Origin of the sequence: Arcobacter pernae, from assembly GCF_049472135.1 — a bacterium.
Classification (GTDB): domain Bacteria; phylum Campylobacterota; class Campylobacteria; order Campylobacterales; family Arcobacteraceae; genus Arcobacter_B.
The window spans coordinates 212,621-228,574 of sequence record NZ_JBMOVV010000004.1 but is presented as its reverse complement, the minus strand read 5'-3'; the positions used below and the strand labels follow the sequence as shown (position 1 = coordinate 228,574).

12 protein-coding genes are annotated in these 15,954 nt (G+C 30.7%); all 12 read left to right on the top strand.

What is annotated here, in order from left to right; genetic code table 11:
• Window positions 1-49: 49 nt before the first annotated feature.
• The 12 genes from ACH5BF_RS06775 to hypF all read left to right on the top strand — a co-directional run bounded on the left by ACH5BF_RS06775 (window position 50) and on the right by hypF (window position 15,945).
• On the top strand, window positions 50-2,626 hold the full coding sequence (locus ACH5BF_RS06775; RefSeq protein ID WP_423273454.1) for a bifunctional aconitate hydratase 2/2-methylisocitrate dehydratase: 2,577 nt from the start codon (window positions 50-52) through the stop codon (window positions 2,624-2,626).
• A 131-nt stretch (window positions 2,627-2,757) separates the two neighbouring features.
• Window positions 2,758-3,639 (top strand): RluA family pseudouridine synthase, encoded by an 882-nt coding sequence (locus tag ACH5BF_RS06770; RefSeq protein ID WP_423273453.1) that lies wholly within the window; start codon window positions 2,758-2,760, stop codon window positions 3,637-3,639.
• A gap of 80 nt (window positions 3,640-3,719) precedes the next feature.
• Window positions 3,720-4,319, top strand: coding sequence for a TetR/AcrR family transcriptional regulator (locus ACH5BF_RS06765; protein ID WP_423273501.1), 600 nt, complete (start codon window positions 3,720-3,722; stop codon window positions 4,317-4,319).
• Complete coding sequence (locus ACH5BF_RS06760) at window positions 4,306-5,193, top strand: NADH-quinone oxidoreductase subunit B family protein (protein WP_423273452.1); 888 nt, start codon at window positions 4,306-4,308, stop codon at window positions 5,191-5,193. Before ACH5BF_RS06765 ends, ACH5BF_RS06760 begins: the two co-directional genes overlap by 14 nt.
• A gap of 2 nt (window positions 5,194-5,195) precedes the next feature.
• Window positions 5,196-6,551, top strand: coding sequence for a nickel-dependent hydrogenase large subunit (locus ACH5BF_RS06755; RefSeq protein WP_423273451.1), 1,356 nt, complete (start codon window positions 5,196-5,198; stop codon window positions 6,549-6,551).
• A 265-nt stretch (window positions 6,552-6,816) separates the two neighbouring features.
• Window positions 6,817-8,058 carry a hydrogenase small subunit gene (locus ACH5BF_RS06750; protein ID WP_423273450.1) on the top strand — a complete coding sequence of 414 codons (1,242 nt, stop codon included), beginning with the start codon at window positions 6,817-6,819 and terminating at the stop codon, window positions 8,056-8,058.
• Window positions 8,058-9,800: a nickel-dependent hydrogenase large subunit gene (locus ACH5BF_RS06745; RefSeq protein ID WP_423273449.1), complete on the top strand. Its 1,743-nt coding sequence runs from the start codon at window positions 8,058-8,060 to the stop codon at window positions 9,798-9,800. Before ACH5BF_RS06750 ends, ACH5BF_RS06745 begins: the two co-directional genes overlap by 1 nt.
• 19 nt (window positions 9,801-9,819) lie before the next feature.
• On the top strand, window positions 9,820-10,506 hold the full coding sequence (locus ACH5BF_RS06740; RefSeq protein ID WP_423273500.1) for a cytochrome b/b6 domain-containing protein: 687 nt from the start codon (window positions 9,820-9,822) through the stop codon (window positions 10,504-10,506).
• Between the two features lie 88 nt (window positions 10,507-10,594).
• Window positions 10,595-11,182 (top strand): HyaD/HybD family hydrogenase maturation endopeptidase, encoded by a 588-nt coding sequence (locus tag ACH5BF_RS06735; RefSeq protein ID WP_423273448.1) that lies wholly within the window; start codon window positions 10,595-10,597, stop codon window positions 11,180-11,182.
• On the top strand, window positions 11,166-12,704 hold the full coding sequence (locus tag ACH5BF_RS06730; RefSeq protein WP_423273447.1) for a Kae1-like domain-containing protein: 1,539 nt from the start codon (window positions 11,166-11,168) through the stop codon (window positions 12,702-12,704). The genes ACH5BF_RS06735 and ACH5BF_RS06730 overlap by 17 nt, the downstream gene beginning before the upstream one ends.
• A 138-nt stretch (window positions 12,705-12,842) precedes the next feature.
• Window positions 12,843-13,595, top strand: coding sequence for a hypothetical protein (locus tag ACH5BF_RS06725; protein ID WP_423273446.1), 753 nt, complete (start codon window positions 12,843-12,845; stop codon window positions 13,593-13,595).
• A 124-nt stretch (window positions 13,596-13,719) separates the two neighbouring features.
• Window positions 13,720-15,945 (top strand): carbamoyltransferase HypF, encoded by a 2,226-nt coding sequence (hypF, locus tag ACH5BF_RS06720; protein WP_423273445.1) that lies wholly within the window; start codon window positions 13,720-13,722, stop codon window positions 15,943-15,945.
• Window positions 15,946-15,954: the final 9 nt, after the last annotated feature.

Here is a 15,954-nt window from a genome sequence, read left to right as displayed (position 1 = left end):
TTTATGTTATAATGATTCCAAACTTTTTAAATCAAATAGGAGATAATATATGAGTTTATTAGCTGATTACAAAGCACACACGCAAGAAAGACTTAATGAGGGTGGATTACCTCCATTAGCTTTAACTGCTGAGCAAACTGCTGAATTAATAGAATTATTAAAAGCAGATTCTGTAAAGGAAGCAGAGTACTGTTTAGAATTATTTAAAAACAAAATCAACCCAGGTGTTGATGATGCTGCATACGTTAAAGCTGCATTCTTAAATGACGTTGTTCAAGGAAATGTTGCATGTTCTGTAATTTCTAAGTCTGAGGCTGTTGAAATTTTAGGAACAATGATGGGTGGATTTAACGTTACTCCATTAGTTGAAGCTCTTAAAGTTGAAGAAGTTGCTGATTTAGCTGCTACTCAATTAAAGAACACTATCTTAGTATACGATTCATTTAATGATGTAAAAGATTTAGCTGACGCTGGAAATGCAAAAGCTAAAGAAGTTATCGAGTCATGGGCAAATGGTGAGTGGTTCACTAACAAGCCAGCATTAGAAGAAGAAATTAAATTAACTGTTTACAAAATTCCAGGTGAAACAAATACAGATGATTTATCTCCTGCAACTGTTGCATTTACAAGACCTGATATTCCATTACACGCAACTGCAATGTTACAATCAAGAATGGAAAACCCACTTGAAACTATGGAAGAATTAAGACAAAAAGGTAACCCATTAGCATACGTTGGTGATGTTGTAGGTACTGGTTCTTCAAGAAAATCAGGTATCAACTCTGTTCAATGGCACATGGGTAGAGATATTCCAGGTGTTCCAAATAAGAGAACTGGTGGTGTTGTAATTGGTTCTATTATTGCTCCAATTTTCTTCAATACTGCAGAAGATTCAGGATGTTTACCAATCGAAGCTCCAGTTGATGCATTAGAAACTGGTGATGAAATTGTTGTTAAGCCATACGCTGGTGTAATCGAAAAGAACGGTGAAGTTGTTTCTGAGTTTAACTTATCTCCAAACACTTTAACTGACGAAATGAGAGCTGGTGGTAGAATTCCATTAATTATTGGTAAAGGTTTAACTGCTAAAGCTAGAGAAGCTTTAGGATTAGGTGCATCTGATTTATTCTTAGCTCCACAACAACCAGAAGATAATGGTAAAGGTTATACTCAAGCACAAAAAATGGTAGGTAGAGCTTGTGGTATCGAAGGTGTTAAACCAGGTATGTACGTTGAGCCAATCGCAACTACTGTAGGTTCTCAAGATACAACTGGACCAATGACAAGAGATGAGATTAAAGAATTAGCAGCATTATCATTTGGTGCTGATATGGTTATGCAATCATTCTGTCACACTGCTGCTTACCCAAAACCAGCAGATATTAAATTAAGACATACTTTACCAGATTTCATCAACTCTAGAGGTGGTGTTACATTAAGACCAGGTGACGGTGTTATTCACTCTTGGTTAAATAGATTATGTTTACCAGATACAGTAGGTACTGGTGGAGATTCTCATACAAGATTCCCAATTGGTATTTCATTCCCAGCTGGTTCAGGTCTTATCGCATTCGCTGGTGTAACTGGTTCTATGCCATTAACTATGCCTGAGTCTGTATTAGTTAAATTTACAGGTGAAATGCAACCAGGAATTACTTTAAGAGATTTAGTTAACGCTATTCCTTACCAAGCAATCCAAGATGGATTATTAACTGTTCCTAAGAAAAACAAAAAGAACATCTTTGCTGGTAAAATCATTGAGATTGCTGGATTACCAGATCTTAAAGTTGAGCAAGCATTCGAATTATCAGATTCAGCAGCAGAGAGATCAGCAGCAGCTTGTTCTGTTCAATTAGATAAAGAACCAATCATTGAGTACTTATCTTCAAACATCGCATTAATTGAGAAAATGATTGAAGAAGGTTACGAAGATGCTAGAACTCTTCAAAGAAGAGCTGACAAAATGAAAGAATGGTTAGCTAACCCTGAGTTAATTACTCCAGATGCAGATGCAGAATATGCAGCTACTATCGAAATTAACTTAAATGAAATTACTGAGCCAATCTTAGCTTGTCCTAACGATCCAGATGATGTTGATACATTATCTAACATCTTAGCTGATGAAAACAGACCTACTAAAATTGATGAAGTATTCGTTGGTTCTTGTATGACTAACATCGGATTATTCAGAGCTTTAGGTGAAGTTGTTAAAGGTGAAGGTGAAGTTGCTGCTAAATTATGGGTTGCACCACCAACAAAAATGGATGAAGCTCAATTAACTGAAGAAGGTTACTACGCAATCTTTGGAGCAGCTGGTGCAAGACTTGAAATGCCAGGATGTTCTTTATGTATGGGTAACCAAGCACAAGTATCTGAAGGTTCAGTTGTATTCTCTACATCTACAAGAAACTTCGACAACAGACTTGGTAAAAACTCTAAAGTTTACTTAGGTTCTGCAGAAATGGCAGCAGTATCTGCTTTATTAGGTAGATTACCTTCTAAAGAAGAGTACATGGAGATTGTACCTGCTAAAATTACTGAGCAAAACAAAGATGGTGTTTATAAATACTTAAACTTCCACCAAGTTTCTCAAGAGCAATTAACAGGATTAATGGCTTCTAGATAGTCTTAATCTTTTATCTAAACAAAGAGGATTCCCTCTTTGTTTTTTCTAAATATTTTCTTTCATATATTCCTTCAAACCATTTAAATTTTATTTTTATTGTGTATAATTCAAAAAAAATAAAAGGTTTTTAATTGCCATATATCAAAAAAAAACTTACTGTTACTAAAACTATGAAAATAGAAGAGTTTTTACTTCAAGAAACAAATCTAGACAAAAAAACTATTTTGAGTCTAATAACAAAAGGAAAAATTCTAAATGGTAAAAATAAACGACTACAAAAAAATGAAACAATCAAAGATGGCTATATAAATCTTTATGTTTTTGAAGCAATAACAAAAGGTTTAAAACCTTTATTTGAAACTTTCCATTTTGCTATTTTTGATAAACCATCTGGACTTAAAGTGCATCCAAGTGCAATTGATAATGAATATACACTATTAGATGAAATAGAGTTTCATTTAGGAAAAGAAGCCTCATTGGTTCATAGAATAGATGCCCAAACTTCAGGTTTAGTTTTAGTTTCAAAAAATCCATATAGTCAAATGGTTTTAAATAGTATGTTTGAGGAAAAGAGATATACAAAAAATTATTTAGCCTATGTAGAAGGAAAGATAAATGAGTCTTTATGTATAGATAGTAAAATAGCCAATAGCAAAGGTTTAATAAAACTAAAAATGATAACTTCAGAAAACGGCAAAGAGTCATTAACAAAAATAGAACCTATTTCTTATAATAAACAAAAAGATATTACTTTGGTAAAAGCTATTCCTATAACGGGAAGACAACATCAAATAAGAGTGCATCTAGACTCAATAGGACATAGAATAGTTGGAGATCCAATATATGGAATAAGTGAAGAGTCTTGTGATAAGTTACTTAGAAAAGAAATCTCTTTAGAACAAAGAATTGGACTTACAAAAGCTAAGAGATTAATGCTTCATGCACATAGTCTTGAGTTTGAATTTATGAATACAAAATATAAAATTGTTTCAAAACAAGATTTCAAAATATAAAAACTCTTTTATGAAAACTCATTCACTATTAATTAGAAATATTGTATTATTGGACACTATTTTAATATAATTAAGGATTCATCATATCTACTGCAAAAGAGACTAAAAAAAATTCTATTATTGAAAATTCATTAAAGCTTTTTTCTAAAAAAGGTTTTTATAATACAACAATTCCAGATATTGCAAAAGCCATGAAAATGAGCGTTGGGAATATGTATAATTATTTTTCTTCAAAAGAAGAACTTGCTAAATATGCTATAAAATATTCTACTAATATTTTAGCAGCTGAACTTAAAAAAATAAATCAAATGGATATCTCTTCAAAAGATAAAGTATATCTTTTTGTACGAAACTATTTTGAAAATGTTAAAAACTCACCAGAAGTTGTAGAGTATTTTTTAAGAGTATATTTATCAAATAGAGAAGTATTCAAACAAGGTTGTGAAGGCTTTTTATGTGTAGGAGAGTTTGTAACTGAAGTTATGATTCTTTTAGATGAAGGTGCTCAAAACAAAGAGTTTAGAGAACAAGAGTTTTTCCCTGCATTTGCAATGATTATGGGTTGTTTAGGAGGTTTTGCTTTTCTTTCAGGTGAAGCTGTTCTTGACAAAGATATCTTAGAATACTCTGACTCTATTGCCGATAATATATTTAGAGCCTTAAAGTATGAAGAACAATAAACCAACTATTGTTTGGTTTCAAGCAATAACTTGCAATGGTAATACTCATTCATTATTAAGTGCAAATTCTTCAAGGTTAGAGCTATTTTTAAATAGCTTTAATCTTATCTATCACCCATCTCTTACCATAGATACTTCTTTAGATGATATTTTAAAACTAAAAAACATTGATTTTTTATTAGTTGAAGGCTCAATTACTTCTGATGAAAAATATTATTCAATTAATAAAAACTCAACAAAAAATATCTTAGAAGAGTTATCTAAAAAAGCTAGTTATATTATAAGTGTAGGTTCATGTGCTTCTTATGGTGGAGTTCATAAAAAGTTTGAACAAAACGGTGATATTTTTGGTGTTGAAGAAATTATAGACACGCAAAAATATAAAAATCTAAAACATGAGATAGTAAATCTTACTGGTTGTCCAGTTCATCCAGAGTGGATACTTCAAACAGTTTTTTCTTTAAATAGTTTTGGAAAGATGGATTTAGATGATGAAAAAAGACCACGAGAGCTTTATAGTAATTTAGCACATCATGGCTGTACACGAAATGAGTATTTTGAATGGAAGGTTGAAGGAGATTTTGGTCAGAAAGAAGGATGCTTATTTTATGACCAAGGTTGTAGAGGACCTATGACACATAGTTCTTGTAATAAGATTTTATGGAATGATGTAAGTTCTAAAACTAGAGCTGGAATGCCATGTATTGGTTGTACTGAGAAAGATTTTCCAAGAGAAAATATGCTTGAAACAAAGAAAAATATTGGAATTCCTTTAGATGTACCACTTGGAATTCCTAAGCGTGCTTATCTTTCAATAACAGGTGTTGCTAAAACTTTTAAAATTGATAGATTAAATAAAAAATTAATGGACTAATTTTGAAAACAGTAGATATAGTAGAGAGAATAGAAGGTGAAGCAAGACTTAACTGTACTTGGGAAGATGGCTTAGTAAAAGATGCACAAATTGATTTTTTAAATTTCAGAGGGTTTGAATATATCCTAGAAGGCAAGTCTGCATTAGATGCTTTAGTTTATACTCCAAGAATTTGTGGTATTTGTGGACAAGCTCACTTAAAAGCAACTGTTGAAGTTTTAGAAAATATCTACAAAAGTGTAAATGAAGAACTAGTTATTACAAATAAAGCAAAAATATTAAGAGAAATTGGCTTAAATATTGAAATAATTGATTCACATATTAAATGGTTTTATATGTTTATTTTACCTGATGTAATTAAACTAAAACAAAATGACTTAAATGAGTATGCACCGCTAAAAGGTAAAAAATGGTTAGAAGCTTGTAAAACAGCAAGTGAAACTATAAAAGCTTTAGCAATTATAGGTGGTCAGTGGCCACATACTTCTTATATTATACCAGGTGGAGTGGTTAGTGATCCCACTTTACTTGATTTAACTTCAATGATTAATTATTTGGATTTAGCAGTAAACTTTTTTGAAACTTCTATTGCAGGGGTTAGTTTTGATAAATACTTATCTTTTAATAGTGTTGATGATTTAAATCTTTTAAATGGTGATTTAAAATACTTTACAAATTTAAGTTTTGAATACTCTTTACAAAAATATGGTACTTCTTATGATAGATACATCTCGTTAAGTGATTCTACTATTTCAAGAAAAGGTAAGATTAGACAAAGGCTTACAAATAAACTTGATTTAAATAAAATAAAAGAGAATAATGAATTAACATTTGTTGTTGAAGATGATATTCAAAATAAACAGAAACATACTTGGTCAAAAGCAGTTACTTATAACTCAATGTTTTATGAAACAGGACCTCTTTCTCGTGCAATGATATCAAATAGAGAGTTTATTTATGAACTTCATAAATCTTATAAAGATTCAGTATTTACAAGAGTAATGGCTAGAGTTGATGAAATAGCTTATCTTTTACATAGTACAAAAGAGCTAATCAAACAAGTGGATATAAGTGAAGAGTCATATATAAAACCAAAAATTTCATTGAAAGATATACCAAAAGCAAATGCAAAATCAGTTGTTGAAGCTTGTAGAGGTTCGCTTTATCATAATGTCTCAATTGAAAAGGGAATTATCACAAAATATGATGTTATTACTCCAACTGTTTGGAATTTAGGACCACAAATCAAAGATGAAAAAGGAGTGGCACAAAAAGCTATTATTGGCTCTCCTTCTTTAGAAATCGCAAAAATTGTACTTAGAAGTTTTGATGTATGTTCTGTTTGCACAACTCATTAGTATAAAATAACTGTTACCTTTTTAAACATAATAAAAAATATTTTGTAAATAATAATTCTATTATAAAAGCCATCTTTCAGCTTTATATATGAATAATCATTCATAAAATAACCATCTAATGGTTACTTGGTGAATAAGTATTCAAAAATCTTATACTAAAAGCTATTTTAATGCTATAAATCCATGAATATTATTAAGTAAAGAATAAGTTTCATATTGTTAATTTTACAATAGTAAATGAATATTCATTTTTAGGGAGAAGTATATGATTGATTCTACAGAGATGGTAAAAAAAGTTTTTACCCAAAAATCAGGTAGAGTGGACACAAATAAAGGTGACGAATATTATAACTCTTTATTTGAGAAAGCTAAAGAAAGATTATCTACTTTAAGAGCACAAGAGCCACTTAAAGATATAGATATGATGGATGTAATTGAAAGTGAAGGGGTAAACAGAAGAGATTTCATGAAGTGGGTTAGTGCTACAACTGCAACACTTATGTTACCTCCTATGTTTGCTCCTTTAGTTGCTGAAGCAACTGAACTTATGAATAGAGTTCCTGTTGTATGGTTAGAACTTCAAGATTGTGCTGGTAATACAGAAGCACTTTTAAGAAGTAGTGCTCCAACAGTTGATGATTTATTATTTGATGTATTAAGTTTAGAGTTCCACCATGCTTTAATGGCTGGTGCGGGTCATGATGCTGAACATCAATTAGATGAAGCAATTGAACACTTCAAAGGTCAATATTTACTATTTGTTGAAGGTTCAATTCCAATGGGAATGAATGGTAACTATGGAACAATTGGTCCATCAGGTGAAACTTTCCACGACCATTTACAAAGAATTGCAAAAGATTGTGCTGCTGTTGTTGCTGTTGGTACTTGTGCAACATTTGGTGGTGTACCTGCTGCTGCTCCAAATCCAACTGGTGCTGTTGGTGTTATGGATATTGTAAAAGGTAAGCCTATTATTAATATTCCTGCCTGTCCTGCAAATCCTGCAAATATGGTTGGTGTTGTTTTACACTATATTTTAACAGGTCAAGTTCCAGAGTTAGACTCACTATTAAGACCTAAGTTTGCATTTGGTTATAGAATTCACGATAACTGTGAAAGAAGAGCACACTTTGATGCAGGTGAGTTTGTAGAAGAGTGGGGAGATATTGGTGCACAAAACAACTGGTGTTTATATAAAGTTGGTTGTAAAGGTCCTATGACATTTAATAACTGTTCAATTATTAGATATAACGAAGGAACAAACTGGCCTATTGGTGCTGGTCATGGATGTATTGGATGTTCTGAGCCAGACTTTTGGGATAAATATGCATATCAAAGACCAATGGCAAATGCAAATATTAAAGCTCCAACTGGTGGTGTTGAAAAAACAGTTGATGAGTTTGGATTAGGTTTATTAACAGCAACAACTGTTGGTATTGGTGTTCATGCAGTTGCAAGTATAGTAGCAGGTAAAAAATCAGGTGAAGAAGAAGGAGAAGATAAATAATGGCAAAAAAACACTTAGTAATTGACCCAATTACAAGAATTGAAGGACATCTTAGAATTGAGGCAATTATAGATGAAAACAATGTTGTAACAGATGCATACTCTTCTTCTACTATGTTTAGAGGTATTGAAGAGATTTTAAAAGGAAGAGACCCAAGAGATTGTGGTTTACTTGCAATGAGAATTTGTGGTGTTTGTACAGGTACTCACTATCAAAGATCTATTGAAGCAGTTGAACATGCGTTTAATGTAACAATTCCAAAGAATGCAAGGTTAGTGAGAAACTTAATCCAAGGTGCACTTTATGTACATGACCATATTGTTCACTTTTATCACTTACATGCTCTTGATTGGGTTGATATTACAGAAGCACTTAAAGCTGATCCTAAAAAAACTGTAGCAGAAGCACAAAAATGGGCAAAAGTTGCAGGTGATAAACCATGGAATGCAAGTGAAGATAACTATAAAGCTGTTCAAGAAAGAGTTGAAAAGTATATCAAGCAAGGAAGATTAGGTATTTTTGGAAATGCTTATTGGGGATCAAAAGGTTTCAAACTTACTCCTGAGCAAAACTTAATTGGTTTATCTCACTACCTAGATGCTTTAGAAATCCAAAGAGAACTTGGAAAAATGATGGCTATCTTTGGTGGTAAAAACCCACACCCACAATCATTTGTTGTTGGTGGTGTAACTTGTGTTCAAGATATTAAAAATCCTGCAAGAATTGCTGAGTTTAAACAAATACTAAAAGCTGGAAGAAAGTTTACAAAACAAGCATATTTACCAGATGTTTATATGGCTGGAACTATGTATGCTGATGAAGCACTTGAAGGAATTGGTGGAGGTTTAGGTAACTTCATGTCTTATGGTGACTTTAATATGGATGATTTACCATTCTATGAAGCTTCTAAATTATTCCCATCAGGTATTGTAAAAAATAAAGATTTATCAAAAGTATATGAAGTAAATCAAGAGAAGATTACTGAAGATGTAACTCATGCTTGGTATGAGGGAAGTACAAACCTTCACCCATACGATGGTGAGACTAAACCAAACTTTACAGGTTTTGGTAAAAAAGAGAATAATATCGCTTACTTAGATACTGAAAATAAATACTCTTGGATTAAATCACCATTATATGATGATGAGAGAATGGAAGTAGGACCACTTGCAAGAATGATTGTAGGTGTTGCAAAAGGTGATGAGAGAATCTCTAAATATGTAACTACTTTCTTAAAAAATGGTAACTTACCAACAAAAGTTTTATTCTCAACAGTAGGAAGAACAGCTGCAAGAGCTATTGAAACTGAACTTATGTGTGATGTTATGATGGAATGGTGTGATGAGTTAGCTAAAAATGTTGCTATGGGTGATTTATCTACATGGACAGAGTTTGACTTTGATTCTGTATCTGGTGATGCACAAGGTTATGGTATGGCTGAGGCTCCAAGAGGTGGTTTAGGTCACTGGGTTAAAATCAAAGATGGAAAAGTTGCAAACTATCAAGCGGTAGTTCCTTCAACATGGAATGCCGCACCAAGAGATTATAAAGGAAGATTAGGAGCTTATGAAGCTTCGCTTGTTGGAACAAAAGTTGCAAATCCAGATCAACCTTTAGAAATCTTAAGAACTGTTCATAGTTTTGACCCTTGTATTGCTTGTGCTGTACATATTATCGATACTAATGGAAAAGAATTAGGTGTTTATAAAGTAGATCCAATAGGAGGAACTAGCTGTGCCTAAATTAAAAAGGGTTGAAAGAATGACAGGAACTATGAGAATCATACACTGGGCTAATGCTTTTTGTATGGTAGTTGCTGTTATAACCGGGCTATATATTGGTTACCCTTATTATCAAACATTAATAGCTGATCCAGCTGTTGATAAGTATGTAATGGCATGGAATAGATGGGGGCATTTTATTGCTGCTATTATCTTTGATGTTACAGCTATTTTAATAGGGTATTTGTATTTCTTTTCAAGATTTGAGAAACCTTATAAAAAACTAATTCCAAATAAACAAAATATTGTTGAATTTTGGGAAGTGTTTTTAAATTTAATTACATTTAATAGAAGAAAGAAATTTGATTCTTCTCATGCTGATAGTTATAATATTGTATTTTTTACAATCTTTCACTTACTATTAGTATTTATGTTATTTACTGGTTTACAGTTATATGTACATGGTTTAGCTTCTGGACACAGTTCAATTGGAGCTTGGTGGCCTGCAATGCTTCACTTAGTGACAGATTGGACACTATATGTATTTGGTGGAAATATGGGAGTTAGAATAGCTCATCACTATGCTATGTATTTAATCTTAGTTTGGGTTATGTGTCATATTTATTACCAAATCTGGAGAACTATCTTCTGGAGAGAAGGGGATATTGGGATTGTGTTTAGTGGACATAAATTTGTAAAAGAAGAAGAGGATAAAAAACAGGATTAATTCCTGTTTTTATCTTTTTTATAAGCAGTATAAAAATAGTGTTTATAAAAGAGATACAGAAAAAAATAGATAACAACGGAGTTATAAAATGAAGAAAAATATAGTTATTGGTGTAGGAAATATGCTTTTCAAAGATGAGGGTGTTGGTATTTATGCCTCTGAGTATTTAAAACAAAATTATGAGTTTGATGGGGATTTAGAGATTATAGATGGTGGTACATTAGGTTTTAAACTAATGACATATTTTCAAGAGTATGAAAATGTAATCATTCTTGATACTGTATCTATTGAAGAGAATGCAGGTGAGATATATAGACTTCCTTCTGATGTACTTTTAGGTATGGGGAACTATAGAAAAACTGCCCATGAAGTAGAAATAGTTGAAATGCTTGAGATTGTATCTGTTTTAGACTCTCATGCTAAAGTTACTATTTTAGGAATTATTCCTGAAGATATAATCTCTGTTGGTATTGGTTTGACTGAAACTATTGAAAATAGATTTGAAGAGTTTATTTTAAATGCCGTAAAAGAGATAGAATCACTTGGTGTAAAAACTAAAAAAGTAAATAATATAGCCATTCCAGATATTGTAAAAAGCATGATTGGTAGTTATAATGGTGAACACTTAAGTAGAATTCCAAATGAAGAAGATATAAGATATGCAACTAATATATAAAATAGAATTTAACACAACTAACTCATATTTCAAATACATAATAAATAAACTAATAGATGAAGCAAATGTAAATGCCACTTGTAAACAATACAAAGGTTTCATAATCTTAAAGCTTGAAGAGAGTGCTCAAAATATTGAGAGTTTTTTTGCCTTACTTGAAAAAAAGCTTCCTGTTTCGATTTTTTTAGGAAAGTCATATGTAATAGAAGAGTTTGATGAAACACTAGAAGAGTTAGAGTGTAAACACATAAAACAAAATCTTACACTTCTAACAAATGACTCAATCAAAGATATTATAGAAAACAATGATATTGACTTTTTAAATGATATAGTAAAAGTATCAAAAGGTGGAGTTTCAAGATTTGAAACACACAATGGTTTAAAAGATTTGTTTTTACCAAATAAAGAGTTAAGAGAAGAGTTTGAAAGCAAAGGTCATGAAGTAAAACTTCTAATTACTGATTTAAATAAAATCACAGACTTATTTGATGTAAATGCAAAAGATTTACAACTTTTATGCTCTATAGAAAGACCTCTTGTAAAACTAAAGTTTAAACTTTTGCAAAATAAAGGAAATGAGTACTCATCTACAAACTTTATTTATGCAAAAATACCTGATGATAAAGAGACTGTTTTATTTGCTCAGGCTTTAAAACAAAAAGATATTTCTCATATACTTTATGTAAATGATGATGTTTATCAAGATGGACTAAAAGTTACATACTTTAATGATGAAAACCTAATCATTCACGGAGATAAAGGACTTTTCCCTAAATTTGACTATCTTGCAAATAAGAAGTTTAACTCTTCAAAAGAGTATTTTGATGAAAATGGTGGAGTTTATAAAGCAATACTAGCTCAATACAATAAAAGACTTGTTCCAAGTGCAGGAGTTTATTTCTCTTCTAACTCAAATAAAAGCTCAGTTTTAATGAACCTTCCAACAAAGGGCTTAAAAGAAGTAATAGCAATACCAAATATAATAAACTCTTTTGAAAACTGTTTAGAAGAAATAGCTGAAATAGATGAGTTTTGTGAAAGACTTGTTTCAAACTATAAAAACAAATTTCCAACATATTTTGAGGAGATGAGTGTAGATAAAAATGCTCATGGTTTTGAATCTATAATAAATATGTGTGCAAAAGCCTTAGGTATGAAAGGTGGAGCAAAAGAGTTTGAAGATACAGCTTTAAGTATAAACATAAAAAGTGGAATACAAATAGATATGAAGCTTGTAAATTTAGATGGGGTTAATTATCTAGATTATAGAAGAACAGTTCAATCTATCATGTCATATAAGATGGCAGATGTAGATAATGCTACTTTAGCTTACTCTTTTTATGAAAGCCTTAGTGAGTTTATCTGCAACTACACAGATGAGGTTGCAAAAGAGATAAAAGCAAAAGATGTAGTAATGAGCGGAGATATGTTCTCAAACTCAATCTTACTTTCAAAAACACATAAAAAACTAAGTAAAAACTATAACTTCATTCTTCCTAAAGAGTATCCTTTAGATTACTAAAAATAATAGCCTAAATATCTTTTAGGCTATTATATAGTCTAACAAGCAAAATAGCTCAATTTAATAATTAATACAGTATTAAAATATTAATATATAATACTTTAATGTTTAGTTTAATAAAATAAAAAAGGAGCTTATTTGCAAGTAACAAATAATACATATACAAACTATTATGCTCAAACAAATAACACAACAAAAGCAGAAAAAACAGAAGAAAGCTCTTTCGCTTCAATGTTGAAAGATTCACAAAAAGAAGATGTAGATGAGCAAGGAAGATTTCTAAAGTACATGGATAAGTATAATGCTTTTGATTCACTTTCTCAAGAAGATAGAAAAGTCTTTAGAGAAATACTAAAAGATGATAAAGTAACAATGGCTGAAATAGATAGTTTATCTTATAATCAAGCAGAAATCTTCTTGGATTATACTTTCCCTCCAACTAACTTACCTAAAGAAGAATTTAATAAAGGTCCAATTGTGAACATACCAAATCAAGGAGTTCATATGTTATTTGCTACAAGAACAACAAATGATAAAACTTTTAATGAAGCTTTATATAGAACAGCAAGAGAAATAGATGACGACTCATATAGAAGTAAAATCTTAGGACAAGTACGAATGAATATAGCACAAGTTCATTTCGGTTATGAGTTGAAGGCTTCTTTTTATGCTGGTGTAGAAACAGAAAACCAATGGAATTGGGACTATGATAATATGAACATAAATTTTGATGATTTCTTAACTAATGTGATTTCAATGCACGAAAATGAAATTGAGAACCCTCCGAATAATGATCCAGACTTTATAAAACAACACCAAGAAAGACTTGATGGATATAATATAATCTTAAAACATTACAATGACATAAAAAAAGAATCAATTTATGTTTGATTTTTAAAGATTATTGTATAAATAAGAAGAATGATTAATTAATACTTTAAAACCTTCTTCTAAATAATTTTACAATAAGAATTTTTTTATACAATTATAAATAAACTTATATATTGGATGATTGATGAAAACTTTACAAATTGAGATTAAAGGTATAGTTCAAGGAGTAGGGTTTCGACCATATGTATATAATCTAGCTTTAAAACATGACATAAAAGGTTGGGTTAACAATGATGAAAAAGGAGTAAATATAGTAGTTTACTCTTTTGAGCAAAACTGCGAAAATTTCATAAATGAATTAAAAAACAATCCCCCAGTTTTAGCAAGAATAGACTCTTTACAAATAAAAGAAATAACAAAAATAAAAGAGTATAAAAGCTTTGAGATTATACAAAGTACTAACCAGAACAACAAAACTACAATAGTCTCACCAGATATGGCAATATGCCAAGACTGCATAGATGATATAAATGATAAAAACAACTTTAGATACAATTATGCTTTAACAAACTGTACAAACTGTGGTCCAAGATACTCTATAATCAAAACAGTTCCTTATGATAGAGAAAATACCTCAATGAGTGAATTTAAATTATGTCAAAAATGTAAAGAAGAGTATGAAAATCCTGCAAACAGAAGATACCATGCCCAACCAGTTGCATGTGAGTCTTGTGGACCAAATGTAACTTTGTATAATAAAAATAAAGCTATTTCTTTAAATATAGAAGCAATAAAACAGTGTGCAAACTATATAGATGAAGGAAAGATTGTTGCAATCAAAGGCTTAGGAGGTTTTCATCTAATTTGTGATGCAACAAATAGCAAAGTTGTTAAAGAGTTAAGACTTAGAAAAAATAGAGCAAGTAAACCTTTTGCAGTAATGTTTAAAAATATAGAGACTATTAAATATTATACAGCTTTAAGCTCAAAAGAAGAAGAGTTATTAGACTCAAGAGAAAAACCAATAGTTTTAGTCAAAAAAGCACAAAATACAAAGTTATGTGAAGAAGTTGCACCAAGTATTGATAGACTAGGGTGCTTTATAGCTTATACACCTTTACATCATTTACTTTTTAGATTTACAAACAAACCTTTAGTTGCAACAAGTGCAAACTTAAAAGATGAACCTATTATTAGATTTAAAGATGAGATTCTTGAAAAGTTAGGTCATGTTGTGGATTTTGTACTTGATTTTAATAGAGACATTGTAAATGCTTGTGATGATTCTGTTATACAAGTTGTGAATGATGACATTTTGAAGCTTAGAAATGCAAGAGGTTATGCTCCTACAGCTATAAACTTACAAAAAAAAGCAAATAAAAAGATATTAGCTCTTGGTGCAAATCAGAAATCAGCAATAGCAATAGCTTCAGAAAATAATCTTATTTTATCTCCTCATATTGGAGATTTGAACTCTATTGATGCAGTTGAGTATTTCATAAGAACTATTGATACTTTTAAAAGATTTTATGACTTTGAAGCTGATGTTATTGTTTGTGATAAGCATCCAAATTATGAGAGTGTAAAATGGGCAAAATCACAAGATATTAAACTTGTACAAGTTCAACATCATTATGCTCATATTTTATCAACTATGGCAGAATACAAGCTTGAAAAAGATGTTTTAGGAATAGCTTTTGATGGTACAGGTTATGGTGATGATGGAAATATATGGGGTGGTGAAGCTTTTATTTGTAATAAAAAAGAGTATAAAAGAGCTTATCATCTAAAGTATTTTAAACTCTTAGGAGGTGAAAAGGCTGTAAAAGAGCCTAAAAGAATAGCTCTATCTCTTCTTTTTGATAACTATACTTTAGAAGAGGTTCTATCACAAAACAACAGTGTCGTAAATGCCTTTAGTGCAAATGAGATAAAGCTTTTACATACTATGTGGCAAAAAGGTTTAAATGCCCCACTTACAAGCTCAATAGGAAGGCTTTTTGATGCAGTTTCTAGTATTGCAAATCTTGCTCATATACAAAGCTATGAGGGACAAACAGGTCTTTTAATAGAGCAAAATTATGATGAAAAAATAAAAGATATTTATTCCTATGCGTTAAATGAGGAAGAAATAGACATAAGCTCAATGATAAAAGAAATGCTAGAAGATAAACAAACACAACTTATATGTACTAAGTTTATAAACACACTAGTTCAAATAATCCTTGATATTTCAAATAGATATGATGACTTAGAAGTGGTTTTAAGTGGTGGAGTTTTTCAAAACAAAACCCTTTTAGAATTAGTAACAAAAAAGCTTGAAAATCAAAATAAAAAATACTACTACTCAAAACAAATTCCTTTAAATGATGGTGGAATTTCAGTTGGTCAAATCTATCATATAATCTAAAATTTAAAC

Excerpts from the sequence above, each read along its gene's own strand:
- ACH5BF_RS06750 (WP_423273450.1), top strand. The coding sequence starts at position 6,817 with ATGATTGATTCTACAGAGATGGTAAAAAAAGTTTTTACCCAAAAATCA.
- ACH5BF_RS06735 (WP_423273448.1), top strand. The coding sequence starts at position 10,595 with ATGAAGAAAAATATAGTTATTGGTGTAGGAAATATGCTTTTCAAAGAT.
- ACH5BF_RS06730 (WP_423273447.1), top strand. The coding sequence starts at position 11,166 with ATGCAACTAATATATAAAATAGAATTTAACACAACTAACTCATATTTC.
- ACH5BF_RS06760 (WP_423273452.1), top strand. The coding sequence starts at position 4,306 with ATGAAGAACAATAAACCAACTATTGTTTGGTTTCAAGCAATAACTTGC.
- ACH5BF_RS06775 (WP_423273454.1), top strand. The coding sequence starts at position 50 with ATGAGTTTATTAGCTGATTACAAAGCACACACGCAAGAAAGACTTAAT.
- ACH5BF_RS06740 (WP_423273500.1), top strand. The coding sequence starts at position 9,820 with ATGACAGGAACTATGAGAATCATACACTGGGCTAATGCTTTTTGTATG.
- ACH5BF_RS06745 (WP_423273449.1), top strand. The coding sequence starts at position 8,058 with ATGGCAAAAAAACACTTAGTAATTGACCCAATTACAAGAATTGAAGGA.
- hypF (WP_423273445.1), top strand. The coding sequence starts at position 13,720 with ATGAAAACTTTACAAATTGAGATTAAAGGTATAGTTCAAGGAGTAGGG.